The 23,631-nt window shown below is 66.9% G+C and carries 20 protein-coding genes; 9 read left to right on the top strand and 11 right to left on the bottom strand.

Annotation, left to right across the window (positions count from 1 at the left end):
* Positions 1-50: 50 nt before the first annotated feature.
* A complete protein-coding gene (locus tag ASE66_RS21490) occupies positions 51-1,205 on the top strand; it encodes a trans-sulfuration enzyme family protein (protein WP_057191726.1) in 1,155 nt (384 codons plus the stop codon).
* A 3-nt stretch (positions 1,206-1,208) separates the two neighbouring features.
* On the opposite strand, the gene ASE66_RS21485 is transcribed toward ASE66_RS21490, so the two are convergent.
* Positions 1,209-1,811, bottom strand: a complete 603-nt coding sequence (locus ASE66_RS21485) for a glycoside hydrolase family 19 protein (RefSeq protein WP_057191725.1) — start codon at positions 1,809-1,811, stop codon at positions 1,209-1,211.
* Positions 1,812-1,944: 133 nt separating this feature from the next.
* Here ASE66_RS21485 and ASE66_RS21480 point away from each other — a divergent pair, with 133 nt between their 5' ends.
* The gene (locus tag ASE66_RS21480; RefSeq protein WP_057191724.1) at positions 1,945-3,246 is read left to right on the top strand and encodes an aminotransferase class V-fold PLP-dependent enzyme; all 1,302 of its coding nucleotides are present in this window, start codon (positions 1,945-1,947) and stop codon (positions 3,244-3,246) included.
* 37 nt (positions 3,247-3,283) lie between these two features.
* Here ASE66_RS21480 and ASE66_RS21475 read toward each other — a convergent pair whose 3' ends face one another.
* From ASE66_RS21475 to argH, 4 genes are all read right to left on the bottom strand, one after another.
* Positions 3,284-5,983, bottom strand: a complete 2,700-nt coding sequence (locus ASE66_RS21475; RefSeq protein ID WP_057191723.1) for a TIGR02302 family protein — start codon at positions 5,981-5,983, stop codon at positions 3,284-3,286.
* Positions 5,984-6,117: 134 nt separating this feature from the next.
* Positions 6,118-7,407, bottom strand: a complete 1,290-nt coding sequence (gene lysA, locus ASE66_RS21470) for a diaminopimelate decarboxylase (protein WP_057191722.1) — start codon at positions 7,405-7,407, stop codon at positions 6,118-6,120.
* A gap of 7 nt (positions 7,408-7,414) precedes the next feature.
* Positions 7,415-7,675 carry an LPS translocon maturation chaperone LptM gene (gene lptM / locus ASE66_RS21465; protein ID WP_057191721.1) on the bottom strand — a complete coding sequence of 87 codons (261 nt, stop codon included), beginning with the start codon at positions 7,673-7,675 and terminating at the stop codon, positions 7,415-7,417.
* Between the two features lie 130 nt (positions 7,676-7,805).
* Positions 7,806-9,212 carry an argininosuccinate lyase gene (gene argH / locus ASE66_RS21460; RefSeq protein WP_057191720.1) on the bottom strand — a complete coding sequence of 469 codons (1,407 nt, stop codon included), beginning with the start codon at positions 9,210-9,212 and terminating at the stop codon, positions 7,806-7,808.
* A gap of 156 nt (positions 9,213-9,368) precedes the next feature.
* On the opposite strand from argH, the gene tlpA reads away from it, so the two are divergent.
* The 3 genes from tlpA to ASE66_RS21445 all read left to right on the top strand — a co-directional run bounded on the left by tlpA (position 9,369) and on the right by ASE66_RS21445 (position 12,894).
* Positions 9,369-9,977: a thiol:disulfide interchange protein TlpA gene (tlpA, locus tag ASE66_RS21455; RefSeq protein WP_244495008.1), complete on the top strand. Its 609-nt coding sequence runs from the start codon at positions 9,369-9,371 to the stop codon at positions 9,975-9,977.
* A 116-nt stretch (positions 9,978-10,093) separates the two neighbouring features.
* Positions 10,094-11,086 (top strand): hypothetical protein, encoded by a 993-nt coding sequence (locus tag ASE66_RS21450; RefSeq protein WP_057191718.1) that lies wholly within the window; start codon positions 10,094-10,096, stop codon positions 11,084-11,086.
* Between the two features lie 77 nt (positions 11,087-11,163).
* Positions 11,164-12,894 (top strand): carbamoyltransferase, encoded by a 1,731-nt coding sequence (locus tag ASE66_RS21445; RefSeq protein WP_057191947.1) that lies wholly within the window; start codon positions 11,164-11,166, stop codon positions 12,892-12,894.
* A gap of 101 nt (positions 12,895-12,995) precedes the next feature.
* Here the strand turns inward: ASE66_RS21445 and grxD are convergent, their stop codons facing one another.
* From grxD to purL, 3 genes are all read right to left on the bottom strand, one after another.
* A complete protein-coding gene (gene grxD / locus ASE66_RS21440) occupies positions 12,996-13,331 on the bottom strand; it encodes a Grx4 family monothiol glutaredoxin (protein WP_057191717.1) in 336 nt (111 codons plus the stop codon).
* A 46-nt stretch (positions 13,332-13,377) separates the two neighbouring features.
* On the bottom strand, positions 13,378-13,614 hold the full coding sequence (locus ASE66_RS21435) for a BolA/IbaG family iron-sulfur metabolism protein (RefSeq protein ID WP_057191716.1): 237 nt from the start codon (positions 13,612-13,614) through the stop codon (positions 13,378-13,380).
* Positions 13,615-13,686: 72 nt separating this feature from the next.
* Positions 13,687-15,897, bottom strand: coding sequence for a phosphoribosylformylglycinamidine synthase subunit PurL (purL, locus tag ASE66_RS21430; RefSeq protein ID WP_057191715.1), 2,211 nt, complete (start codon positions 15,895-15,897; stop codon positions 13,687-13,689).
* A gap of 158 nt (positions 15,898-16,055) precedes the next feature.
* Between purL and ASE66_RS21425 the strand changes: the two genes are divergently transcribed.
* Both ASE66_RS21425 and ASE66_RS21420 read left to right on the top strand, forming a co-directional pair.
* On the top strand, positions 16,056-16,271 hold the full coding sequence (locus ASE66_RS21425; protein WP_057191714.1) for a type II toxin-antitoxin system VapB family antitoxin: 216 nt from the start codon (positions 16,056-16,058) through the stop codon (positions 16,269-16,271).
* Positions 16,268-16,657 (top strand): PIN domain-containing protein, encoded by a 390-nt coding sequence (locus ASE66_RS21420; RefSeq protein ID WP_057191713.1) that lies wholly within the window; start codon positions 16,268-16,270, stop codon positions 16,655-16,657. Before ASE66_RS21425 ends, ASE66_RS21420 begins: the two co-directional genes overlap by 4 nt.
* A 17-nt stretch (positions 16,658-16,674) precedes the next feature.
* Here the strand turns inward: ASE66_RS21420 and ASE66_RS21415 are convergent, their stop codons facing one another.
* Genes ASE66_RS21415 through ASE66_RS21405 form a run of 3 tightly spaced genes read right to left on the bottom strand, consistent with a single transcriptional unit; the run spans position 16,675 to position 19,851 of the window.
* A complete protein-coding gene (locus ASE66_RS21415; RefSeq protein ID WP_057191712.1) occupies positions 16,675-17,115 on the bottom strand; it encodes an acyl-CoA thioesterase in 441 nt (146 codons plus the stop codon).
* A complete protein-coding gene (locus ASE66_RS21410) occupies positions 17,112-17,996 on the bottom strand; it encodes a methyltransferase domain-containing protein (RefSeq protein ID WP_057191711.1) in 885 nt (294 codons plus the stop codon). The genes ASE66_RS21415 and ASE66_RS21410 overlap by 4 nt, the downstream gene beginning before the upstream one ends.
* A gap of 13 nt (positions 17,997-18,009) precedes the next feature.
* Positions 18,010-19,851 carry a M3 family oligoendopeptidase gene (locus ASE66_RS21405; protein ID WP_082613623.1) on the bottom strand — a complete coding sequence of 614 codons (1,842 nt, stop codon included), beginning with the start codon at positions 19,849-19,851 and terminating at the stop codon, positions 18,010-18,012.
* 203 nt (positions 19,852-20,054) lie between these two features.
* Here ASE66_RS21405 and ASE66_RS21400 point away from each other — a divergent pair, with 203 nt between their 5' ends.
* Together ASE66_RS21400 and ASE66_RS21395 are read left to right on the top strand one after the other, a co-directional pair.
* Positions 20,055-21,545 carry a sigma-54-dependent transcriptional regulator gene (locus ASE66_RS21400; protein WP_057191710.1) on the top strand — a complete coding sequence of 497 codons (1,491 nt, stop codon included), beginning with the start codon at positions 20,055-20,057 and terminating at the stop codon, positions 21,543-21,545.
* Positions 21,546-21,696: 151 nt separating this feature from the next.
* Positions 21,697-23,580, top strand: coding sequence for a L,D-transpeptidase family protein (locus ASE66_RS21395; protein ID WP_057191709.1), 1,884 nt, complete (start codon positions 21,697-21,699; stop codon positions 23,578-23,580).
* Positions 23,581-23,631: the final 51 nt, after the last annotated feature.

The raw sequence follows: 23,631 nt of genomic DNA, 5'->3' as shown, positions 1-23,631 counted from the left end.
CAATCTTGATGAGATGAATCGTCTCTCATAGTGGAAATCCTGGATCAGCCATGACCGCGCGCCCGCTTCACCCCCGTTCGCTCGCCGCCCAGGCACTGGGCAAGATCGACCCGCTGACCAAGGCCGTGGTGCCGCCGATCCACGTCTCCACCACCTATATTCGCGACGAGGACAACGCGTATTCCACCGGCTTCATCTATGGCCGGCCGGACAATGAGACCGTGCGCGAGGCGGAAGGCGTGCTCGCCATGCTGGAGGAAGCCAAGGCCGGCGCGCTGCTGTTCGGCTCGGGGATGGCCGCGGCGACCGCCGTGTTCCAGGCGCTCTCCCCCGGCGATCACGTCGTCGCCTCCAAGGTGATGTACTGGGCCCTGCGCGCCTGGCTGCTCACCGAGGCGACACGCTGGGGGCTGAAGATCGACTTCGTCGAGACCGACGATCTCGCCAAGCTCAAGGATGCGGTGAAGCCCGGCGTCACCAAGCTGGTCTGGGCCGAGACGCCGTCCAACCCGCTCTGGACCATCACCGACATCGCCGCCGTCGCCAAGATCGCCCATGCCGCGGGAGCCAGGCTCGCGGTCGACTCGACCTGCGCCTCGCCGGTGCACACCCGCCCGCTCACGCTCGGCGCCGACATCGTCATGCACGCCGCGACCAAGGTGCTCAACGGCCACTCCGACGTCATCGCCGGCGCGCTCTGCGCCGCGGCCGACGACGAGCTCTGGAGCCGGATCAAGACCATCCGCAAGGGACAGGGCGGCATCCTCGGCCCGTTCGAAGCCTATCTGCTGATGCGCGGCATGCGCACGCTCCATGTCCGGCAGGAGCGCCAGTCGGCCTCGGCCATGGCACTTGCACAGAAGCTTTCAGCTCACCCGCTGGTCTCGCGCGTGCTCTATCCCGGCCTGCCGCAGCATCCCGGCCACGACATCGCCGCGAGGCAGATGGAGGGCGGCTTCGGCTTCATGCTCTCGGTCCAGGTCAACGGCGGCGAAGCGGCGGCGGTTGCCACAGCAGCTCATGTCGAACTCTATAAGAGAGCCACCTCGCTCGGCGGCGTCGAGAGCCTGATCGAGCATCGCGCCTCGATCGAGGGCCCGGGTTCGCCCTGCCCGCCGGATCTGCTGCGCCTCTCGACCGGCATCGAGGATGTCGAGGATCTCTACGCCGATCTCGACCAGGCCCTGAAGGCCGGGCATCGCTGACGATTAGAACCAGATCCCCTTCGCCATCGTCAGCAATTGCCGGCGATCGGCGAGGCCGTTGACGCCGCCATTGATCAACTGGGTGACGCGGGCAGCGTCGTCGCGGTCGGCGGCGGCGTTGATCTTGCGGTCGCGCCAGTAGGCGAAGGCGATCTGCACCGAGATGCGCGCATCGAGCGCCAGTTCCGGCCGCCCCTCCAGATCGATGTTCAGCACCCGGCCGATGCGCTTGTAGTTGGCCCGCCCGGTCAGCTGGAAGATACCGCGGCCGTGATAGCGCGCGCCGTCGCCGGGCTCGGTGTTGCCGAGATCGGCACGGCCCTCGTACTTGGCGAACTGCTTCTTCCCGCCCTTCTCCTCGAGCGTGCGGAAGCGGTCGGTCTCGTGCGCCGCCTGGGCCAGGAAATGGCAGACGCGGAGCGGCGTCGTCAGGTCCGCCTCGGCGGCGAGCCGATCGAAATGCAGGGCGATGTTGTTCATGATCTCGGCCTTGCCGATCGGCGCAAAACGCGCGAGCCGCGCGACAGTGACGGCGAGATCCGGCACCCGCGGAACCTGCGGCTCCTCGACTGGCGCTTCCTCGGCTGGCGATCCCTGCATCGACATGGCGGCACTCCTGTTGCGCTTTTGCACGAGTATGCACCGGTTTCGCGGCGCGGGGATAAGTTCGCCCTGAAGCCGTCATGGCCCTGAAACAGCCCGGGTCTAGCGAGGGCCACCAACACAGGAAAAGCCCGCCATGACCGACAAGACCGCTCTCAGCCGCCGCACATTGCTCGCTGGCCTCGGCACCGCCGCACTCGCGGCTGCGGCAGCTCCCGCCCTCGCCCGCTCGCTTCCGCCGCTGCCTGCCAATGGCCTCGGCACAGACACCGGCTACTGGGATTCGGTCCGGCGCCTCTACAGCGTCACGCCCGACATGGTGAACCTGGAGAACGGCTATTGGGGCATCATGGCCGAGCCGGTGAAGGCCGAATACAAGCGCCTGACCGACTTCGTGAACTTCGAGAACACCGTCTACGCCCGCACCAAGATCGGCAACGATCTCGACGAGGTCCGCACGCCCGTCGCCGGCTTCCTCGGTGTCGCCCGCGAGGAGATCGCGCTGACCCGCGGTGCGACCGAAGCGCTGCAGACGCTGATCGCCGGCTACAACAAGCTGAAACCCGGCGACGGTGTGCTCTATGCCGATCTCGACTATGATTCGATGCAGTACGCCATGAACTGGCTGAAGGACCGGCGCGGCGTCGAGGTCGCGAAGTTCGACATCCCTGAACCGGCGACCAAGGCCAACGTGCTCGCAGCCTATGAGGCCGCGCTCAAGGCCAATCCGAAGACCAAGCTGCTGCTGCTCACCCATATCAGCCACCGCACCGGGCTGATGATGCCGGTCAGGGAGCTTGCGGCCATGGCGAAGGCGCGCGGCATCGACGTCATCCTCGACGCCGCCCATAGCTGGGGCCAGGTCGACTTCAAGGCCAGGGATCTCGGCGTCGATTTCATCGGCTTCAACCTGCACAAATGGATCGGCGCGCCGCTCGGCGTCGGCGTCATGTACATCGCCCGCGAGCGGCTGGCCGACATCGACACCCATTACGGCGACGAGGATTTCAAGCCGGACGATGTCCGCTCGCGCATCCACACCGGCACACCGAACTTCGCCGCGCAGCTCGCCGTTCCCGCAGCGCTCGCCCTCCATCAGGAGGTCGGTCCGCAGGCCAAGGAGGCGCGCTACCGGCATCTGCGCAATTACTGGGTCGCAAAGGCGCGCGAACTCAAGGGCGTCGAGATCCAGACGCCTGATGATCCCGAGATGGTCGCCGGCATCACTTCCTTCGCCCTGACGGGCAAGCGCTCGGCCGCCGACTGCAACGCCGTCGTCGCGGCGCTGCGCGACCAGCACAAGGTGATGACGGTGCGCCGCGGCGGCATCGCCAAGGGCAACACCATCCGCATCTCGCCCGCGCCTTATCTGACTGAGGCTGATCTTGACCGCTTCATCGCGGCGCTCGCCGTCGTCTCGGGTAATCGGGCGGGGTGATCCCTAAGAGAAAGGCCGCGCCCGGCGCGGCCTTTCGTCAATTCCGCCGCAACAGGCGCTCGAGATAGTCGAGTTCCTCGGTCGGGCGCAGGGGGTCACCGAGACGCCGGCGCAGCTCCTCGAGGATGCGCCGCGCCCGCTGCGTCGCGCTCTCGTCGGCGCCGGGCACACGCACACGGCCATCGGCCCAATCGCGCTGGCGCTGCGGCCGCCCGAGCGGATCGTTGTTGTCACGCTGCTGGGCCGAGGGCCGCCCCGCCGGGCGTCCATCCGGATCGCCATAGGCGTTGTCGTTACCCTCGCCTTCGCCGGGCTCGCCCTGCATCTGCTGGGCGAGATTCTGGCCGCCCTTGCGCAGTGCTTCCAGCGCCCGTCCTTGCGAGTCGACCGCTGACCCGTCCTGGCCCTGGCCGAGCTGGCCTTCCGCCTCGCGCATCGCGTCCTCGGCCTCGCCGAGCTCGCCGGGATCGGCGCCCATGCCGCGCATCCGCCGCTGCAGGTCCTGCAGCCGTTCGCGCAGAGCCTGCTGGCGCTGCGACAGGCCCTGACCCTGGCCCTGGCCGCCTTCGGCGTTCTGGCCGTCCTCGCCTTCGCCCTCTTCGCCGTTCTCGCCGGGCTGCTGACCGGGTTGCTGGCCGCGCTGCCCGCGTTGTCCCTGCTGCCCTTGCTGGCGCTGGCCCTGCTGGCCCGGGCGGGCCTGCTGCTGGCCGGGGCGTTGACCGCGCTGGGCGCGGTTCTGGCGCTGCTGGTCCTGCTGATAGGTCTCGTCGCGCAATTGCTGCTGCTCGCGCGTCATCTTGTCGAGATCGCCGAGCGCCTGGTTCATCTCGCGCTGGCGCGGATCCTGCTGGCCGGGGCGCGCCGTCTTGAGATTGTTGAGGAGATTGTTGAGCTCCTCCATCAGGCGCTGCGCCTCGGCCATGTCGCCGCGCTTGGTCAGCTCCTCGATGCGGTTGAGCATGTTCTGCAGGTCGCGCGGGGTCACCGTGCGGAAATTCTCCGGCATCTGCGCCTGGTTCTGCTCGCCATTCTGCTGCTGGCGCTGCCATTGCTGGGCGAGCTCGCGCATGTACTGGTCCATGGCGCGGCGCAGATCCTCGGTAAGCTTCTTCATCTCCTCTTCGGAGGCGCCGCGCTCCAGCGCCTGCGCCAGGTTCTCCTGCGCGGCCCGCAGCGCCTTTTCCGCATCCGAGAGGTCGCCATCCTCGAGCTGCAGCGCCAGGGCCCACATCATCTCGGCGGCGTCGCGGAGCTGCTCGTCGCTGGCGGCGCGGCGCAGCCGCTCGCCGATCATGCGCATGCCCAGATAGACGCCGGTCTCCTTCATGAAGCGGTCGGGTTCGATCAGCAGCGCGTCAAGCGCGAGCTGGACCTTCCTGCGGTTGTCGACGTCCATGACGAGCTTGCGCCGCTGCTCGACCAGCGCCTTGGCCAGCGGCTTGGTGAAGGTCCGTTGCGGCAGCACGACCTCGACGGTCTCGCTGCGCCCCTCCTGTCCGGTCTCGTCGCGCGCCAGCAGGCTCATATTGACCTTGGCGCCGGCCCAGGGGTGGGCCGAGAAGTCGACCGTGCTCTTCATCTCGTCTTCGCCGGAGCCGGAGGACGGCACCGGCAGCACCTGCTTCGGGGCCTCGACCAGCGAGCGGCCGCCCGCAAGCGGAGCGACGCGCGAGACGAGCACCTCGGCCAAGGCGATGCCGTAATCGTCCTTGGCGCGGTAGCTGATCCCAAGCCCGCCCTGCACGCCGCTGACCGCCTTCGGCGGTTCGACGAAGGCGATCTCCGGCTTCTGGTCGATGATCGCGTGCAGGCTCAGCGTCTGGGCAGGCGCACCCGACCCGGTGATCCGCAACGTGCCGTCGCCGGCGACGAGATAGCGCTTCTCCGTCACCGCGACGGTATTCGCCGGCACGGCCTTCGCATCAGTTGGCTTGACCTCGCCGGGCTTGCTTTCGGCCGGCACGGCATCGAGCCGGCCGGTGGTCGCGACATCCATGCCGCTTTTGCCAGCGATGCGGACCACCACCGTCGACTTCTCGGGCACGTTGAAGTTCGGGCTGGCGAGTCTGGCGAAGTCGATCAGGATCGGCGGCATGCGCGTATAGGATGGCGGGTCGATCCAGGCGTCGATCCGGACCGCGGCGGCGGCCAATGCCGGCCCGCGCCAGTCGAAGGCGGCGGCGAGCCGCGGCAGGGCCTCATGCCCGGCAACGAAGAAACCGGCGACGGCCGCGACCAATGGCGCCGCCCGCAGCGCGCGCTTGTCCCGCCCTGCCATGTGCGGCTGCGGCGGCGCGACTTTCAGCGCCGCGACATGGGCGCTTTGGCGCTGCAGATGCAGCGTCCACAGCGCTTGCGAGACCGGGTCCTTACCGCCGACGGCGAGCGTGTCCTCGAGCGCGGTCGCCGGACGATGCGCGCCGTCCATGGAATGGTCGAGCCGGGCCAGTGCCTCGCGGCGGCTCGGCCAGCGGCCGGTGACGGCCGGCCAGAAGCTTGCGAGCAGCGCCAAAGCGAAGATGGCAGAGCCGGCGGCCCGCCCCCACCAGGGCAAATGCAGCCAGAGCCCGAACCAGGAGACGGCGAGGAAGAGCAGGACGACGCACAGCGGCGCCCACAGCTTCGGCCAGATGCGCTCCCAGGCCAGCGATAGCCGCGATGCCGCAGTGAGGCGCTCCAGCCTCTTGCGGATCGTCTGGACTGGGTCGAGCGCCGTCCGGCGCGGTGTTTCGCTCATCCGATGCTCCGGGCCGCCCCCCGCGGCGCCTCTCCTGGCTTCATCGATCGAGCAAAGAGGCTAGCACGGGAATGTGGCGTGACCAGCACCTAGGCGCCCGAGCCCACAGGCGCTCCGCTTATTGTGAAGCGTCGTCAGGGCAGCCAAGGCGGTGCACGATCCGTGCCGATCAGCTCTTCATAGGTCTGGCGCGGCCGCGTCACCGCGAACTTGTCGCCCTTCACCAACACTTCGGCGACCAGCGGGCGCTGATTGTAGGTCGAGGACATGCTGGCGCCATAGGCACCGGCAGTCATGAAGGCGATGAGGTCGCCGGGCTTCAGTTCAGAGAGTTCACGCCCGGTAGTGAAGGTGTCGCCTGATTCGCAGATCGGCCCGACGACGTCGTAAGCGATCGTCTTTGCGCCCTCAGCCGGCTCTTCTACAGGCCAGATCTCGTGATAGGCCTCGTACATCGCCGGCCGCAGCAGGTCGTTCATCGCCGCATCGACGACGAGGAACTCCTTGGTCGGGCGCGGATTGAGGTGGAGCACCTTGGTCAGGAGGACGCCGGCATTGCCGACGATCAGCCGGCCCGGCTCGAAGCCGAGCTCGGCATCGAGCCCTTGCATCAGCTTGGCGACCATCGCGGCATAGGCCTCGATCAGCCCCGGACCATGGTCGAAATTCCTGGGGACTTCGTAGGGGATGCCGAGCCCGCCACCGAGGTCGAGCCGGTCGACGCGGTGTCCCTCGGCGCGCAGCGCCAGCACGAGATCGCGCATCTTGGCGTATGCAGCCTCGAACGCTTCCGTCTCGCGAATCTGGCTGCCGATATGCACGGCGAGCCCCATGATACGCACGCCCGCCATATTGGCGGCGCGGGCATAGAGCCGGTGCACCTCCTCGAAGGAGACACCGAACTTGTTGGCCGAGGAGCCCGTGGTGATCTTGGCGTGGCCGCCGGCGCCGATATCTGGATTGACCCGGAACACCGCCTCCTGGCGCTTGCCCAGGCGCTGCGCCACCTTCGACAGCAGGTCGAGCTCGCCTTCGGTCTCGATATTGACCTGGAAGATGCCGGCCTCGACGGCAAAAGCGAGCTCGCTCTCGGCCTTGCCGACGCCGGAGAAGACGATCTTGTCGGCCGGGAAGCCGGCCGCGAGCGCCTTACGGATCTCGCCCTCGGAAACCGTATCGGCGCCTGCGCCGAGCGCGGCCAGCGTCTTCAGCACGCCGAGATTGCTGTTCGCCTTCATGGCATAGAAGACATGCGCCGGCTTGCCAGGCGTGGTCGACGTCATCGCCGCTTCATAGAGGCGGTAGTGGCGCTCGATCGTCGCTGAGGAATAGACATAGACCGGCGTTCCGACCTTCTCCGCGATCTCGCGCAGGTCGACATCCTCGGCGAAGAGCGCGCCGTCGCGGTAGGCGAAGTGATGCATCGGACGCTCAGAGCAACGGGTCGAGCACGAAGGGCTTCTCGGGAACCTCGATCGCCTTGTTGCGCTTCGGCGGCTTGCCGAGCGGCGAAGCTTCCGTCGAGTTGAACGTGTCTTCGACCGCACCGGTCTGCTTATCCGGCAGGTCGATCGCATTCTTGGCGTTCGGCGGCGGCTCCAGCGGTCCGCGGCGGCCGCAAGCCGCAAGCGCGAGGCCGAGCACGCCGACCACCAGCACGGTGCGGCCGAATTTCAGGCGGGATTGCGGCACGAACGATGATCCTTAGGCGAAGCTTCGGTGCGAGTGTAGCGAATGGCGTGCAAGCTTGCGAGCCTCACGGGCGTCATTCTCGGGCGGAGCGCAGCGCAGACCCGAGAATCTCGCTCAGGAGATGCTCGGGTCAAGCCCGAGCATGACGGGTCCCGTCCTTGGCGAGCTGCTTCAGCCAGCGCTTGGCCTGCCGCTTCACATTGGCGGGAGCGGTGCCGCCATAGCTGGTGCGGCTCTTGACCGAGCGCTCGACGCCGAGCACGCCGAAGATCTCGTCGCTGATCTTCGGCTCGACCTCCTGCATCTCGGCGAGCGAGAGCTTCTCCAGCCCGACGCCCTTGGCGGAAGCGATGCCGACGAGCCGGCCGGTGACATGGTGGGCGTCGCGGAACGGCATCTTCAGCACGCGCACCAGCCAGTCGGCGAGGTCGGTCGCGGTGGCATAGCCGAGCCCGGCCGCCTTCTTCATCACCTTGAGGTCGGGCTGCATGTCGCGGACCATGCCGGCGCTCGCGGCAAGGCAGAGCGACAGGGTCTGCACCGCGTCGAACGTGCCTTCCTTGTCCTCCTGCATGTCCTTCGAATAGGTCAGCGGCAGGCCCTTCATCATCGTCAGCAGGCCCTGCAGCGCACCGAAGACGCGCCCGGCCTTGCCGCGCACCAGCTCGGCGGCGTCGGGATTACGCTTCTGCGGCATGATCGAGGAGCCGGTCGAGAACTTGTCGGAAAGCTTGACGAAGCCGAATTGCGGCGTCGCCCACAGCACGATCTCCTCGGCCAGGCGCGACAGGTGCATGGCGCAGATCGAGGCGGCCGACAGCGTCTCCAGCACGAAATCGCGATCCGAGACCGAATCGAGCGAGTTCGCCGTCGGCCGGGAAAAGCCGAGCGCCTTGGCGGTCATGTGCCGGTCGATCGGGAAGGAGGTGCCGGCGAGCGCGGCGGCGCCGAGCGGGCATTCGTTCATCCGCTCGCGCGCATCCCTGAGCCGGCTGCGGTCGCGCGCCAGCATCTCGACATAGGCGAGCAGGTGATGGCCGAAGGTGACCGGCTGCGCCGACTGCAGATGGGTGAAGCCGGGCATCACCGAGCCGGCATGGATATCAGCCTTCTCGGCCAGAGCGAGCTGGAGATCGGCAACCTGCTCGTCGAGCTGGTCGAGCGCGTCGCGCACCCACAGCCGCATGTCGGTCGCGACCTGGTCGTTGCGCGAGCGGGCGGTGTGCAGGCGCCCGGCAGCAAGGCCGATCCGCTCCTTGAGATTGCTCTCGATATTCATGTGGATGTCTTCGAGCGCGCGCGAGAACGTGAAGCATCCGGCCTCGATCTCGGCCTCGATGCCCTTGAGTCCGGCTGAAATGACGTCCACGTCGTCTTTCGTCAGGATGCCGGTCTCAGCGAGCATGGCGGCATGAGCGAGCGAGCCGCGAATGTCCTGGCGCCACAGGCGCTGGTCGAAATCGATGGAGGCGTTGATCTCCTCCATGATGGCGTCGGGACCTGTGGCGAAACGCCCACCCCACATGCGGTTGCTCACGGCGGTCTTTCCTGCTCTTCAAGGACGCACGATGACGTCTCGGTCGAAAATGGCGCTAGAGCAATTCCAGCAAAAGTGCGCAGCGGTTTTGCGTTCGGAATTGCGTAAAAACAAGGAGCTTGGCGCTCGGTTATGATGTTTCGAAAGCATAGCCGGATGCTAGCCTGTGGGGCCTTGGCGCTGCTGGTGCTCGGCGGCGCTGCGGCCTTCTACTCCGTACGGGGCGCAGCCGGCAATTCCGTCTGCAGCGCAGCTGCGGCAAAGGTTGAGATACTGCGTCCCCTCGCAAAGGGCGAGGTCGCCGCCGTCGAGGTTGCGAAGCAGCCGGCGCTTCTGCCTGATCTCGCCTTCAACGGCCCCGACGGCAAGCCAATGAGCCTCTCGGCCTTCCGCGGCAAGACCGTGCTGGTCAATCTCTGGGCGACCTGGTGCCTGCCCTGCCTCACCGAGATGCCGGCGCTCGATGCGCTCCAGGGTGCGCTCGGCGGCCCCGATTTCGAGGTTGTGGCGATCAACATCGACACGCGCCATCCCGACAAGCCGAAGAAATGGCTGGCCGACAAGAACATCACGCGCCTCGCCTATTATGCCGACCCGCAGGCCAAGGTCTTCCAGGACATCCGCGCCGTGAAGAAGGTCGAGGGCATGCCGGTCAGCCTGCTGATCGACCCTGCCGGCTGCGAGCTCGCTCTGCTCCAGGGCCCGGCAGAATGGGCGGGCGCCGATGCCAAGGCGATGATCACCGCCGCGATCGGCCGCCGCTGACCCAAGCGTATCCCTCTCGTCGAACAGGGCCCTGACCTTCACAAAAGGGATAGCCGACCGCTGCGTCAGCCCTTAGCGCAGCGATGGCGGCCTGTTTTTGCGAGCGGAGCGAGCTTATGATCACGACCATCAGACGGGCGGCACAGGATGCCGGCCGAAGCGCCCTTCATCTCCTGATGGGCTGCATGCTCGTCGCCGGGCTGGCGACCGGCGCCTCGGCGCAGGAGCGCACCGCGATTTCCGGCACCACGGTCTCGCTGACCCCTCTCAAGGGCTTTGCCCCCTCGGCCAAGTTCGCCGGCCTGGAGCATGCCGAGGCCAAGGCTTCGGTCCTGGTGGTGGAGATGCCGCCCGAGGCGCATGCACAATTGTCGACCCTGTTCGGCAACGCCGATACCGCCAAGGCGAACTTCGCCAAGCAGAACATCGTGATCGACGAGGCCGAGGACATCGAGACGGCCGGCGGCAAAGGCCGCATCCTCACCGGCCAGCAGAATGTCGCCGGCACGACCTTCGACAAATGGATCGTGCTGCTCAAGGGCGCCAAGACCGTGATGATCACGGTGCAGGCACCGGAGGATTCCGATCTCGACGGCGATGATGTCGTCACCATGCTGAAGAGCGTCTCGCTCGGCGCCGAGCCGACCCTCGACCAGAAGCTCGCGGCGCTGCCCTTCCGCGTCCGCGCCAGCGAGCCTTTCCGCGTCGTCGACACCTTCGGCGGCCTCGGCGTGCTGATGACCTCCGGCCCGCTGAACGTCGATCCCAAGGGCTCGCAGCCCATGCTGATCGTCAGCTACCAGACCGGTGGCCAGGTCGCCGCCGGGCAGCTCGCCGCCGTGGGCGAGAAGCTGCTGCAGACGACGCGCGGCTTCGAAAAGGCCGAGATCACCAAGCGCGACACCGTCGCCTTCGCCGGCAGCAAGGACGGCGCGATGCTGTCGGGCACGATCACTGAGGGCTCGGCCCGCAAGCGCTTCGCCCAGTATATGGGCCTGGGTGCCGATGGTCGCTTCGTGCGTATGATCGTCAGCGCCGACGAAGCGACGTATCCCTCGCTCGAGTCGGCGATCAAGGCGATCGCCGACAGCATCGCCTTCGCCAAATGATCGACTGACGCCGCGACCGGCGTCACCGATCTGCAACATTTGCCATGGCCGGCCGGCTGCTCCATACGCTGCCGGCCATGAGCTACACCATCGGCCTCGCCACCACTTTCCACGACCCGGCCATCGCCATTATCGATCCCGGCGGTGAGGTCCTGTTCGCCGAAGCGACCGAGCGCTATTTGCAGTACAAGCGAGCGCCGAACTGCGAGCCGGACACGGCGGTGCGAATGGAGAGCCTGCTCAAGCGCTACATCCCGAAGGGCGCGCAGATCAGGCTCGCGACCAGCTGGGGCGAGGAGTTCACCGGCTTCCTCGACCAGATGAGCCGTGCCGGCTCATTCAGCATCGACGCGCTGCTCAAGCTCTCGCCCGCCTTCAACCGCTCCCTCGTGCCGGAGCGCAGCGAGCGCGCCCTGATCGCCTCGTTGCATCACCAACAGCAGCGCGCCGGCCTTGGCACCTTGCTGGGACTCGACCGCGCCTTCGGCGAGGCGAAGGTCACGGGGATCAAGCGCTACGGCCATCATCTCAGCCATGCGGCTTACGCCTCATGGTCCTCGCCCTTCCGCGACGCCGCCTGCCTCGTCGTCGACGGCATGGGCGAGACCGGCGCTTCCGCGATCTTCGCTCTGAAGGACGGTCGTCTCACCGAGCTGAAGCGCCATCGCGGCCGCGAATCGATCGGCTTCTATTTCGGTTTCGTCACCGACCTCGCCGGCTTCGACCAAGCCAAGGGCGAGGAATGGAAAATCATGGGGCTCGCGCCCTATGGCAAAAGCGATCCCGAATTGCTGGCTTTGCTGCGCAAGCTCTATCGCGTCGAGGGCACCAAGCTCACCTTCGCCGACGCAGCGACGGTCCAGCAGGTCGCCACCGACATCCTCGCCCGTCGTCCGGCCGACGCGCTCGACAAGGGCTGGGCCGATCTCTCGCGCTGCGGCCAGGATGTCTTCGCCGAGATGATGGAGGCGCTGCTCGCCGAGACGGCGGCGCTCTGCCCATCGGAAAACCTCGTGCTCGCCGGCGGTTGCGCGCTCAACTCCTCCTTCAACGGCAAGATCGTCGGCCGCCACGGCTTCAAGCAGGTTTATGTCCCCTCCGCCCCGGCCGATGACGGCAACGCCATCGGCGCCGCCTGGCTCGCGCATGCCGAGGCGAATCCGGATTGGAGGGCGCCGAAGGGGCCGATGAGCCCCTATCTCGGCTCGAGGCTCTCGACCGAACCTTTCGAGCGCATGGCGGCCTGGGAGCCCAGGCTACGCAAGCTCTCGCCCGACGAGATCATCGCCGCGACGGCAAAGCTCCTGGCCGAAGGCAAGCTCATCGGCTGGGCGCAGGGGCGCGCCGAGTTCGGGCCGCGCGCGCTCGGCAACCGCTCGATCCTCGCCGATCCGCGCCCGGCCGACGCCAAGGACCTGCTCAACGCCAAGGTGAAGTATCGCGAGGCTTTCCGGCCTTTCGCGCCCTCGATCCTCGCCGAGCATGGGCCCGACTGGTTCGAGAACTACCAGGACTCGCCCTATATGGAGCGCACGCTGACCTGGAAGGAGGCGGCGCGCAATCGCGTTCCCGCCGTCGTCCACGAGGACGCGACCGGGCGGTTGCAGAGCGTCACGGCCGAACGCAATCCGCGCTATCACGCGCTGATCACCGCCTTCCACGAGCTCACCGGCGTGCCGGTGATCCTCAACACCTCGTTCAACATCATGGGCAAGCCGATCCTGCACAGCAGCGAGGACGCGATCCTGATGTTCTATACCAGCGGACTGGATGCGCTCGTGGTCGAGGACTGGCTCCTGGTGAAGTGAGCGTCTGCTTCGTAGGGAAACCGTCGGTAACAGCCATATCCGGATATGAAAAAAGGCGGCGCTCACGCGCCGCCTTTTCGATTCTGCGGAGATGAAGAGGCTCAGCTCGCCTGCTTGACGGCGATGCCCTTTTCTTCGAGCAGCGTCTGCAACTCGCCGGCCTGGAACATCTCGCGGGTGATGTCGCAGCCGCCGACGAACTCGCCCTTGACGTAGAGCTGCGGGATCGTCGGCCAGTTCGAATAGGCCTTGATGCCCTCGCGGATCTCCTGATCCTCGAGCACGTTGACGCCCTTGAACGGCACGCCGACGTAAGAGAGGATCTGCACGACCTGGCCGGAGAAGCCGCACATCGGGAATTGCGGCGTGCCCTTCATGAAGAGCACCACGTCGCTGGACTTCACTTCGGCATCGATACGGGCGTTGACGTCGCTCATGTCTTTTCTCCTGCGGCGGGTTCAAGGCCCGCCGGATGAACTCGTTCTAATCTTGGGGAACCGTCGTCGTCAGCGCAAGGGCATGCAGCACGCCGCCCATGTTTCCTTGCAGCGCGGCATAGACCATCTGGTGCTGTTGGACGCGCGACTTGCCCTTGAAGGCGGCCGAGGTCACCGTCGCGGCATAGTGGTCGCCATCGCCGGCGAGATCCTTGATCTCGACGACGGCGTCGGGGAACGCCGCCTTGATCATGCGCTCGATCTCGTTTGCTTCCATCGCCATGGCTGATCTCCTCAGAGCATTTTCAAGCGAAGTGGAAACCGGTTCGCGTGAAGAAAATGCGTCAAAACAACTCTATCCGGCCTTGCCGGCCATATAATCCGGCAGCCAGCTCTCATGCGCCTTGCGCAGGGCGGCGACCGAGACGGCGGGTTCGCCCGGCAGGGCAAGCTCGCTGCCGCCGGTCTTGCCGATGATCTCAGCCGGTACGCCTGCGGCCTTCGCTTCAGCAACGACCGCCTCGGCAGCGCCAGCCGGCAGCGAGAGCAGGTAACGGCCTTGATCCTCGCCGAACAGCACCGCATGAGCCGGCCCCGCGGGCAGAGCCGCGATGGTGGCGCCGATGCCCTTCGCCATCGCCATCTCGGCGAGCGCGACGGCAAGGCCGCCATCCGACAGATCGTGGCAGGCGCTGAGACGGCCCGCGGTGATCAGGGAACGCACGAACTCGCCATTGCGGCGCTCGACGGCGAGATCGACCGGCGGCGGCGCGCCCTCTTCGCGGCCGCAGACCGTCGCGAGATAGGCGCTCTGGCCGAGCCAGCCCTTGGTCTCGCCGATCAGGATGATCGCCTCGCCCTCGGCTTTGAAACCAATAGTCGCGTGCTTGGTCACATCGGCGAGCAGACCAACGCCGCCGATCGTCGGGGTCGGCAGGATCGAGACGCCATTGGTCTCGTTGTAGAGCGAGACATTGCCGGAGACGACCGGGAAATCGAGCGCCTTGCAGGCCTCGCCGATGCCCCTGATGCAGCCGACGAGCTGGCCCATCACCTCCGGCCGCTCCGGATTGCCGAAGTTGAGGTTGTCGGTGATGGCCAGTGGCAAGGCTCCAACGGCGACCAGATTGCGCCAAGCTTCCGCGACAGCCTGCTTGCCGCCTTCGAACGGATCGGCCTCGCAATAGCGCGGCGTCACGTCGGCAGTCATGGCGAGGCCCTTGGGGCCGTCCTCGATGCGCACGATGCCGGCGTCGCCACCCGGCGTCACCGCCGAATTGCCGAGGATCAGCGTGTCGTACTGCTCGTAGATCCAGCGCTTCGACGAAAGGTCCGGCGAGCCGACCAGCGCGAGCAGGGCTTCCGCGTTCGACATCGGCGGCGTCACGCTTGCCGCCTCGATCACCGGCCGCTTCGGCGTCTCGACCCAGGGCCGGTCATATTCGGGAGCTTCGTCACCGAGTTCCTTGATCGGCAGGTCGGCCATCGTCTCGCCGTCATGCTTGACGACGAAGCGCAGCGTGTCGGTGGTCTTGCCGACGACGGCGAAATCGAGGCCCCATTTACGGAAGATCGCCTCGGCCGGCTCCTCATGGCCGGGCTTGATCACCATGAGCATGCGCTCCTGGCTTTCCGAGAGCATCATCTCATAGGCGCTCATGCCGTCCTCGCGGCAGGGCACCGCGTTGAGGTCGAGCTCGACGCCAAGGTCGCCCTTGGCGCCCATCTCGACCGCCGAGCAGGTCAGGCCGGCCGCGCCCATGTCCTGGATCGCGTCGACATGGCCGGCGGCCATGATCTCGAGGCAAGCTTCGAGCAGCAGCTTCTCGGCGAAGGGGTCGCCGACCTGCACGGTCGGCCGCTTCTCCTCGGCGCCCTCGCCGAAGGCGGCCGAGGCCATGGTCGCGCCATGGATGCCGTCGCGGCCGGTCTTTGAGCCGAGATAGACGATCGCCTTACCGACGCCCGAGGCTTTGGCGTAGAAGATCTCGTCGGAGCGCGCGAGGCCGACCGCCATGGCGTTGACCAGGTTGTTGCCGTCATAGCGCCGATGGAAGCCGGTGGCGCCACCGACATTGGGCACGCCGAAGGAGTTGCCGTAGCCGCCGATGCCGGCGACGACGCCGGAGACCAGGTGCCGCGTCTTGGGATGGCTGGGATCGCCGAAGCGTAGCGCGTCGAGCACCGCGATCGGCCGCGCGCCCATGGTGAAGACGTCGCGCAGGATGCCGCCGACGCCGGTGGTCGCGCCCTGATAGGGCTCGATGAAGGACGGGTGGTTGTGGCTCTCCATCTTGAAGACCACCGCGAGCCCGTCGCCGATGTCGATCACGCCGGCATTCTCGCCCGGCCCCTGGATCACCCAGGGCGCCTTGGTCGGCAGCGTCTTCAGATGGATCTTCGACGATTTGTACGAGCAGTGCTCGTTCCACATCGCCGAGACGATGCCGAGCTCGGTGATCGACGGCTCACGTCCGATCAGGTGCAGGAAGCGCTGATATTCGTCCGGCTTGAGGCCGTGCTCGGCGACCAGCTGCGGGGTGATCTTGATGTCGTTGGGAATCACGCGGCCTGTTCCTGACGGAGGGGGCGAGCGCAGGGCTCGATCTCAAGCGGGGGCAATAGCCTAAAAGCGGCCGGTGAGACAATCGCAGCGGAGCGCGCCGATTGAATCATCTGCGTATGATGTGTATGATCTGCGCAATCATTACACATCGAGCCGCCATGCGGACCAATATCGAACTTAATGACGACTTGCTCGCCGAGGCGATGGAAGCAACCGGCTTGCCGACCAAGCGGGCGACGGTCGAGGAGGCCTTGCGCAAGCTGGTGCAGCAGCATCGCCAGCGTCAGGCCCTGAAAGAGCTCGACGGACTCGGCTGGGATGGCGATCTCGACGCCATGCGGCGCGATATCGACGATCCGGCCAAAACCTGGTGATCGTCGTCGACAGCTCCGCCTGGATCGGGCTGCTTCGCGGCGATCGCTCACCACCGGTGGTCAGGCTGCGCGAGCTGGAGGAAACACAGAACGTTCTCGTCGGCGACATCGTACTGCTGGAGATCCTGCGGGGCGCCGGAAGCGATCAGCAAGCTCTCGCCATCGAGACAAGGCTGCGTCAGTTTGTGGTCGCCCGCATGCTCTCTTCCGCTCTCGCGCGAGAGGGAGCTGCGCACTACCGCGACCTGCAGGCCCGTGGCATCACCATCCGTAAGACGCCCGACCTGATCATCGCGACCTACTGCATCGCCAACCGCCATCGCCTCCTGCATCAGGATCGCGACTTCGATCCTTTCGCCGAGCATTGCGGTTTGCTGATTGCGTGAGTGGCGGCCAACCCCGCCTACCCCACCCCGATCTCCGCCATGGCCGCACGCAGCTTCGCCGGGATCGGCACTGGCGTCTGGGGGCCGCGCTCGACATAGACATGGGTGAAGAGGCCCTGCGCCGCCGTCAGCACACCGCCCTGCCGAAAGATCCCGATCCGGTAGGTCACCGAGGAGCGGCCGAGCTTCTCGACCGCAAGCGCGCCTTCGACGATCTCCGGAAACGCCACGCTCTCGAAATAGTCGCAGCGCGTGCCGACCACGAGGCCGACGATCCTGCTGTCCTTCACATCGAGAAAGCCCTGCTCGATCAGCCAGGCGTTCACCACCGTGTCGAACCAGTTGTAGTAGATCACATTGTTGACGTGGCCGAAGACGTCATTGTCGGCCCAGCGCGTCGGGATCGTGCGGAACAGGCGGAAATCGGCCCGCCCGAGCCTGACCGGCCTCTCGCTCATCGCTCGTCCCCACCCGCCTTGTCGCCCGCGCCGATCTCACTCACGCCGAGCGCATCCGCCAGCCGCGCCTTGGCCGAGCCGGGCCGCAGTGGCTTCTGCTGGCTCTCATGCGGAGCCCACCCCGAGAGCCAGACGATCTCGAAGGTCGCGCGCAGGCGACCGTCGGGATCGGAAAAGCGCTCGGCATAAAGCTCGGCCGCGCGCAGCAGCACGCCGCGCCGCAGCGGCTTGCGGCTACGCTCGGTCAGCGCATTGGCCCAGCCCATGGCGCGCAGGTCACGCAAGAGCCCGAACATGTCGCCATAGCGCACGGTCACGCTCTCGCTGTCGATCACGGGCAGCGCAAAGCCAGCCCGCTGCAGCAGAGCGCCGAGATCGCGCAGATCGGCGAAGGGGGCGACGCGCGGGCTCGCCCCGCCGGTCAACTCGACCTCGGCCGCGAGCAATGATTGCCGGAGCTCGGTCAGGCTCTGGCCGGCGAGCAGGCAGGCGATGAACAGCCCGTCGGGCCTGAGCGCCCGCCTGATCTGCACCAGCGTGCCGGGCAGGTCGTTGACGGTGTGCAACGTCAGCACGGAGGCGATGAGATCAAGCGACTCCGCCGTGAAGGGCAGTGCCTCCAGGTCTCCGACGAGGCCGGCACTGGCGTCTGGCACTTCCGCTATGCGCAGCAGTTCACCTGCCCGCGCCCGCAGCGCCGGTCCCGCCAGTGGCAGCGGCGTGCCGAGATCGGCAGCCCGCTCGAAGCGCCGCAGCACGGCGGAAAGCCGCTCGTCGAGATCGGCGACGCAGCGCGCCAGCAGGAAATCGGGATAGCCAGCTGCGAGCGCTGCCGTGAGACGGCGGCGATAGAGCGCGCGGTCGAAGACGACGGAGCTCACCGCGCGCCTCGTTTCATTCCATTCCTTCGAGCTCGATGATCAGCCCCTCGATCATCTTGAGCCCGATCTGCCAGAAGGCCGGATCGCGTGCATCGAGCCCGAACGGCTTCAGCAGCTCGGAGTGATGCTTGGTGCCGCCGGCCGAGAGCAGCGCGAAATAGCGCTCCTGAAAACCCGAAGCCGAGTTCTGGTAGACGCCATAGAGCGAGTTCACCAGGCAATCGCCGAAGGCATAGGCGTAGACGTAGAAGGGCGAATGGATGAAGTGCGGGATATAGGCCCAGAAGGTCTCGTAGCCCGGCCCGAGCCGGATCGCCGGTCCCAGGCTCTCCGACTGCACACTGAGCCAGAGATCACAGAGATTCTCCGCCGTCAGCTCACCCTGCCGGCGGGCTTCGTGGACCTTGCGCTCGAAGGAGTAGAAGGCGATCTGGCGCACGACCGTGTTGATCATGTCCTCGACCTTGGCGGCTAGCATCGCCTTGCGCTGCTTCGGGTCGGTCGTTCCGTCGAGCAGCTTGCGGAAGGTCAGCATCTCCCCGAACACGCTCGCCGTCTCGGCCAGCGTCAGCGGCGTCGGCGCCATCAGCGCTCCGTTCGGCCCGGCCAGCACCTGGTGCACGCCATGACCGAGTTCATGCGCCAGCGTCATCACGTCGCGCGGCTTGCCCTGGTAGTTCAGCAGCACATAGGGGTGCGCGGACGGAACGGTCGGGTGCGCGAATGCGCCCGGCGCCTTGCCCGGACGGGCCGGCGCGTCGATCCAGCGCTCGTCGAAGAAGCGCTGCGCGATTCCCGCCATCTCCGGCGAGAAGGCGCCATAAGCGTCGAGCACCGTGTCGCGCGCTTCCGTCCAGGGAATCGTCCGCTGCTCGACCTTGGGCAGCGGCGCGTTGCGGTCCCAATAGTCGAGCGCCTCCTGGCCGAACCAGCGCGCCTTCAGCTTGTAATAGCGGTGCGACAGCCGCGGATAGGCCTCGCGCACCGCCGCGACCAGGGCATCGACGACCTCGCGCTCGACCCGGTTCGCCAGATGGCGGGAATCGGCGACATCAGCGAACTTGCGCCAGCGGTCCGAGATCTCCTTGTCCTTGGCGAGCGTGTTGGTGATCAGGCCGAAGGTGCGCAGATGCTGGCGGAAGACGGTACCGAGCACCTCGGCCGCCTGCTTGCGCACGGCACCGTCGGCGTCCTGCAGCCGGTTCAGCGTCAGTTCGAGGGTAAGGTCGTCGTCGCCGACCTTGAAGCGCAGCGAGGCGATCGTCTCGTCGAAGAGCCGGTTCCAGGCCCCGTGCCCGGTGACCGACTTCTCATGGAAAAGCTCCTCGATCCGGTCCTCGAGCTGATGCGGCTTGTCCTTGGCGAGGTCCTCAAGCCAGGGCTTCCAGTGGCTGAGCGGGGCCTGTCCCGCCACCGTGGCAAGCAGCACCTCGTCGATCCGGTTGAGCTCGAGCCCGAAGAACAGCAGCTCGGTCGAGATCGCGGTCACCTTGTCCTGTGTGTCGCCATAGAACTTGGCGCGTTGCGGATCGGTGGTGTCGCCGGAATAGACCAGGCCGGCATAGGACATGATCTTGCCGACCAGGTCCTCCAACCCCTCATAGGCATTGACCGCCTCGGCCAGCGCCGCGCTGGCATCGTCGCGCGCGGCGAGCGCCGCGAGCTTGCCGCGATAGAGCTCGGCGAAACGCCGCGCCTCGGCTGCGGCGCGCTCGACATCGGCGGCGAAGGCCGGCGAATCCGTTGCCGGATAAAGATGCGTCAGGTCCCATTCCGGCAAGACGCCGAGCGCCTCGGCAGCGCCCCCGGCATAAGCGGCGCGTGCGATTGCGGGGCGGTCGAAGGAGCGGGTCATTGCGTATCCTGCCTCGGCCTGTTGGGGAGGGTTGTGGCCCTCTCATATGCGCGGGCTGCCGCTCGCGATCAACGGCGACGCTGTCACAGCCGCCCGATTTCCTGAAGGCTTCGCCGGCTTAAGCGGCGCTTAACCGTTCTCCTCGACAGTGACCCGAAACGGAACAGCCGATTCCGGCTAATTGCCTGGCCCGCCGAGGTTTCATGTCCGCCACTGTTCTCGTCGTCGACGACGATCCCGTCCAGCGACGGCTGCTCGATGCAATGCTGAAGCGCTTCGGTTACGACGTCGCGCTCGCCGAAGGCGGCGAGCAGGCCCTGGCGGTTCTCGTCGACGAATCGCGCCGTATCGACTGCCTGATCCTCGATCTCGTCATGCCCGGCCTCGACGGCATGGGCGTGCTCGCGGCGCTACGCGAACGCGGCAGCGAGGTGCCTGTGATCGTGCAGACCGCGAACGGCTCGATCGAGACCGTGGTCACGGCGATGCGTGCCGGCGCCGTCGACTTCGTGGTCAAGCCGGCCGGCGCCGAGCGCCTGCAGATCTCGCTCAAGAACGCGCTCAAGCTCGGGGCTCTCGAGCATGAGATCCGCTACATGAAGCGGCGCGCCTCCGGCCAGCTCGGCTTCCGCGATCTCGCCAGCAAGAGCCAGGACATGGGTCGCGTCATCCAGCTGGCTGAACGCGCCGCCCGCTCCAACATTCCGATCCTGATCGAAGGCGAATCCGGCGTCGGCAAGGAGGTGCTGGCCCGCGCCATCCAAGGCTCCAGCGATCGCAGGGGCAAGCCCTTCGTTACCGTCAATTGCGGTGCGATCCCGCACAACCTCGTCGAATCCATCCTGTTCGGCCACGAGAAGGGCTCGTTCACCGGCGCAACCGAGCGCCATATCGGCAAGTTCGTCGAGGCCAATAGCGGCACGCTCTTCCTCGACGAGGTCGGCGAACTGCCGCTCGATGCGCAGGTCAAGCTGCTGCGCGCCATCCAGGAGAGCGAGGTCGATCCGGTCGGCGGCAAGAAGTCGGTGCGTGTCGACATCCGCATCATCTCGGCGACCAACAAGAGCCTGCTGGAGCAGGTCAAGCGCGGCGAGTTCCGCGAGGACCTCTATTACCGGCTCAACGTCTTCCCGATCACCCTGCCGCCGCTGCGCCGGCGCCGCGAGGATGTCGCCGACCTCGCCCGCGGCTTCCTTGCCCGCTTCGCTGCCGAAGAGGGCCGCAAGCTCCGTGGGATCAGCGCCGAGGCGCTCGGCCTGCTCGCCGACTATGATTGGCCGGGCAATGTCCGCCAGCTCGAGAACGCGATGTTCCGCGCCGTCGTGCTCTCCGATGGCGACGAGCTCACCGTCGCCGAGTTCCCGCAGATCGCCGCCCAGATGGACGGATTCGACGTGCGGATCCCGCCGGCGCCAGCCTCGATCGCTAGCGAACCGCGCGGCGAGGCGCCGCCGCGCGTCATCCAGGTTCCGGTGCGCGATCCCAATGCGCTCGACCTCGTCGCCGGCTCCGACATGCGCACGCTCGACGAGCTGGAGCGCGAGATCATCCGGTTCGCGCTGGCCCATTATCGCGGCCACATGTCCGAGATCTCGCGCAAGCTCGGCATCGGACGCTCGACGCTCTACCGCAAGCTCAAGGATTACGGGCTGATCGACGGCGAGGACGCCTCCGACGGGGCGGACGCGGCTTGAGCTAGTCCACAGCGAAACGCGTTCTGCAACCGACAGGGGACGGGTTGCAGAGGGCGAATATCGGCCGCTGTTGCAGGGCGGCATCTTGTCGAAGCAGGCCGAGTCACGCAGTTATCGGCGTGGATTCGGCCAAGGACTGGGAAGTTAATCGATGCGCCTTCGCCGCCTGGCGGAAACCGTCTCAGCCACCACGCTTGGCCTCGCGCTGCTCCTCGCTCCCGCGGCTGCCCAGGAGGCGGCGGCCGAACTCGGCGTGCCGCTGCCCGAGCAGCCGGCCCTGGTCATCCTGAACAGCGACACCCAACCGCAAAAGCTCGACATCCCCGCCCCCGCGGAGGTGACGCTCGATCTGCGCCCATCGACCAGCCTGCAGTCGGCCGAAGCGGCCGAGGCCAAGGAGATGGTCACCGGCGCGCTCTCGACCAGGCCCGATCAGGCCCCAGCCGAGCTCGAATTCGACCTGCCCGAGCCCGAGATGCCACCGGTCGATCCGGCTCTGACGAAGCCGGCCGAGCCCTCGCCGCAACCGCAACTGGCCAAGCCCTCGCAGATTGATCTGCCGCCGCTTCCCGAGGTCGCGGTGACGATGCCAGCGGGGCTCGAACTCTCCGGCCGGATCGCGGCGCAGGCCGAGATCGCCTCCGCCCTGCCCCGCCTCGCCGCCCGCGAGCGCGCCGACATCGTCGCCGCCTATGCCGCCAACGAGAACCGGCCATTCTGGATCGACGGCAAGGATCTGAGCGCCGCCGGCAAGCAGATCGTCGCCCGGCTCGGCCGCGCGGGTGACGACGGCTTGCGCGCCGGCGACTACCTGCTGCCGGTCTTCGAGAGCGCCGACAAGGACAGCCTCGCCGCGGCCGATATCCGGCTGTCGGCACTCGCCGTGCTCTACGCCCGCGACGCCCGCGGCGGACGCATCGATCCGCGCCGCCTCTCGAAGCTGATCACCCCGAAGCTCGAGTTGCCCTCGGCGACCGAAGTGCTGTCGGAACTCGCCGGCGCCACCGATCCCGGTGCGGTGCTTGCCGCCTATAATCCCCAGCATGGCGGCTATCAGCGCCTGAAGGCCAAGCTCGCCGAGCTGCGCGCCCATAAGTCCGAAACGCCCGTCGCCCGCATCCCGGCCGGCCCCTCCCTCAAGGTCGGCATGCGCGATGCCCGCGTGCCGCTCGTCCGTGCCCGGCTCGGCCTGGGCAGCAGCGAGGAGCCGGTCTTCGACCGCTCGACCGCATTGGCGCTGGCCGACTTCCAGAAGCAGGCGGGCTTGCGCGCCGATGGCGTGCTCAGCGACCAGACCGTCGCCGCGCTCGCGATGCCGCCTTCGACACGCCTGGAAAGCGACATCGTCGCTCAGATGGAGCGCTGGCGCTGGCTGCCGAGCGATCTCGGCGAGAACCGCGTGATCGTGAACATCCCCGAATACCGGATGCGCGTCATGCACGGCGACAAGCTCGCCTATGAGTCGCGCGTCATCGTCGGCAAGCCGGAATCGGCGACGCCGGTGTTCTCGCACCGGATGGACCATGTCGTCGTCAATCCGTCCTGGTACATTCCGCCCTCGATCATGCGCAAAGAGATCCTTCCGGGTCTCGCCAACGATCCGAACTACGCCGCAAGGCGCGGCTATGTCGTGACACGCGGCAAGAACGGCAGCATCTCGGTGCGCCAGCCGCCGGGCGAGCGCAATGCGCTCGGCTGGATCAAGTTCATGTTCCCGAACGACCACGCCGTCTATCTGCACGATACGCCGAATCGCAGCCTGTTCGGTGCCGGCAAGCGCGCCTTCAGCCATGGTTGCGTGCGCGTCGAGAATCCCTTCGCCCTCGCCGACCAGGTGCTCGGGCCGGAATGGACCGCCGAGCGGCTGAAGCGACTGATCGGTTCGGGGGAGCGCACCATCAAGCTGCCGCAGCCCCTGCAGATCCATCTGGTCTATGAGACCATCGTCGTAAACGAAGCCGGCGCCGTCACGACCTTCGACGACATCTACGGTTTCCACAGGCTGGTACGGAACGCGCTCGAACAACGTTCCTGAACAGCAGGGCCTGGAAAAAGTCCCATTCGGCACGGTTTCGCCACGATCTGC

The organism is Allobosea sp. Root483D1 (genome assembly GCF_001429505.1).
Classification (GTDB): Bacteria; Pseudomonadota; Alphaproteobacteria; order Rhizobiales; family Beijerinckiaceae; genus Allobosea.
Note: the sequence above shows the minus strand (reverse complement) of the source record. Positions and strands in the feature narration are given on the sequence as shown.

Coding starts and splice junctions, on each gene's coding strand:
- ASE66_RS21490 (WP_057191726.1), top strand. CDS start 51: ATGACCGCGCGCCCGCTTCACCCCCGTTCGCTCGCCGCCCAGGCACTG.
- ASE66_RS21485 (WP_057191725.1), bottom strand. CDS start 1,811: ATGTCGATGCAGGGATCGCCAGCCGAGGAAGCGCCAGTCGAGGAGCCG.
- ASE66_RS21480 (WP_057191724.1), top strand. CDS start 1,945: ATGACCGACAAGACCGCTCTCAGCCGCCGCACATTGCTCGCTGGCCTC.
- ASE66_RS21475 (WP_057191723.1), bottom strand. CDS start 5,983: ATGAGCGAAACACCGCGCCGGACGGCGCTCGACCCAGTCCAGACGATC.
- lysA (WP_057191722.1), bottom strand. CDS start 7,407: ATGCATCACTTCGCCTACCGCGACGGCGCGCTCTTCGCCGAGGATGTC.
- tlpA (WP_244495008.1), top strand. CDS start 9,369: ATGCTAGCCTGTGGGGCCTTGGCGCTGCTGGTGCTCGGCGGCGCTGCG.
- ASE66_RS21450 (WP_057191718.1), top strand. CDS start 10,094: ATGATCACGACCATCAGACGGGCGGCACAGGATGCCGGCCGAAGCGCC.
- ASE66_RS21445 (WP_057191947.1), top strand. CDS start 11,164: ATGAGCTACACCATCGGCCTCGCCACCACTTTCCACGACCCGGCCATC.
- grxD (WP_057191717.1), bottom strand. CDS start 13,331: ATGAGCGACGTCAACGCCCGTATCGATGCCGAAGTGAAGTCCAGCGAC.
- ASE66_RS21435 (WP_057191716.1), bottom strand. CDS start 13,614: ATGGCGATGGAAGCAAACGAGATCGAGCGCATGATCAAGGCGGCGTTC.
- ASE66_RS21425 (WP_057191714.1), top strand. CDS start 16,056: ATGCGGACCAATATCGAACTTAATGACGACTTGCTCGCCGAGGCGATG.
- ASE66_RS21415 (WP_057191712.1), bottom strand. CDS start 17,115: ATGAGCGAGAGGCCGGTCAGGCTCGGGCGGGCCGATTTCCGCCTGTTC.
- ASE66_RS21405 (WP_082613623.1), bottom strand. CDS start 19,851: ATGACCCGCTCCTTCGACCGCCCCGCAATCGCACGCGCCGCTTATGCC.
- ASE66_RS21400 (WP_057191710.1), top strand. CDS start 20,055: ATGTCCGCCACTGTTCTCGTCGTCGACGACGATCCCGTCCAGCGACGG.
- ASE66_RS21395 (WP_057191709.1), top strand. CDS start 21,697: ATGCGCCTTCGCCGCCTGGCGGAAACCGTCTCAGCCACCACGCTTGGC.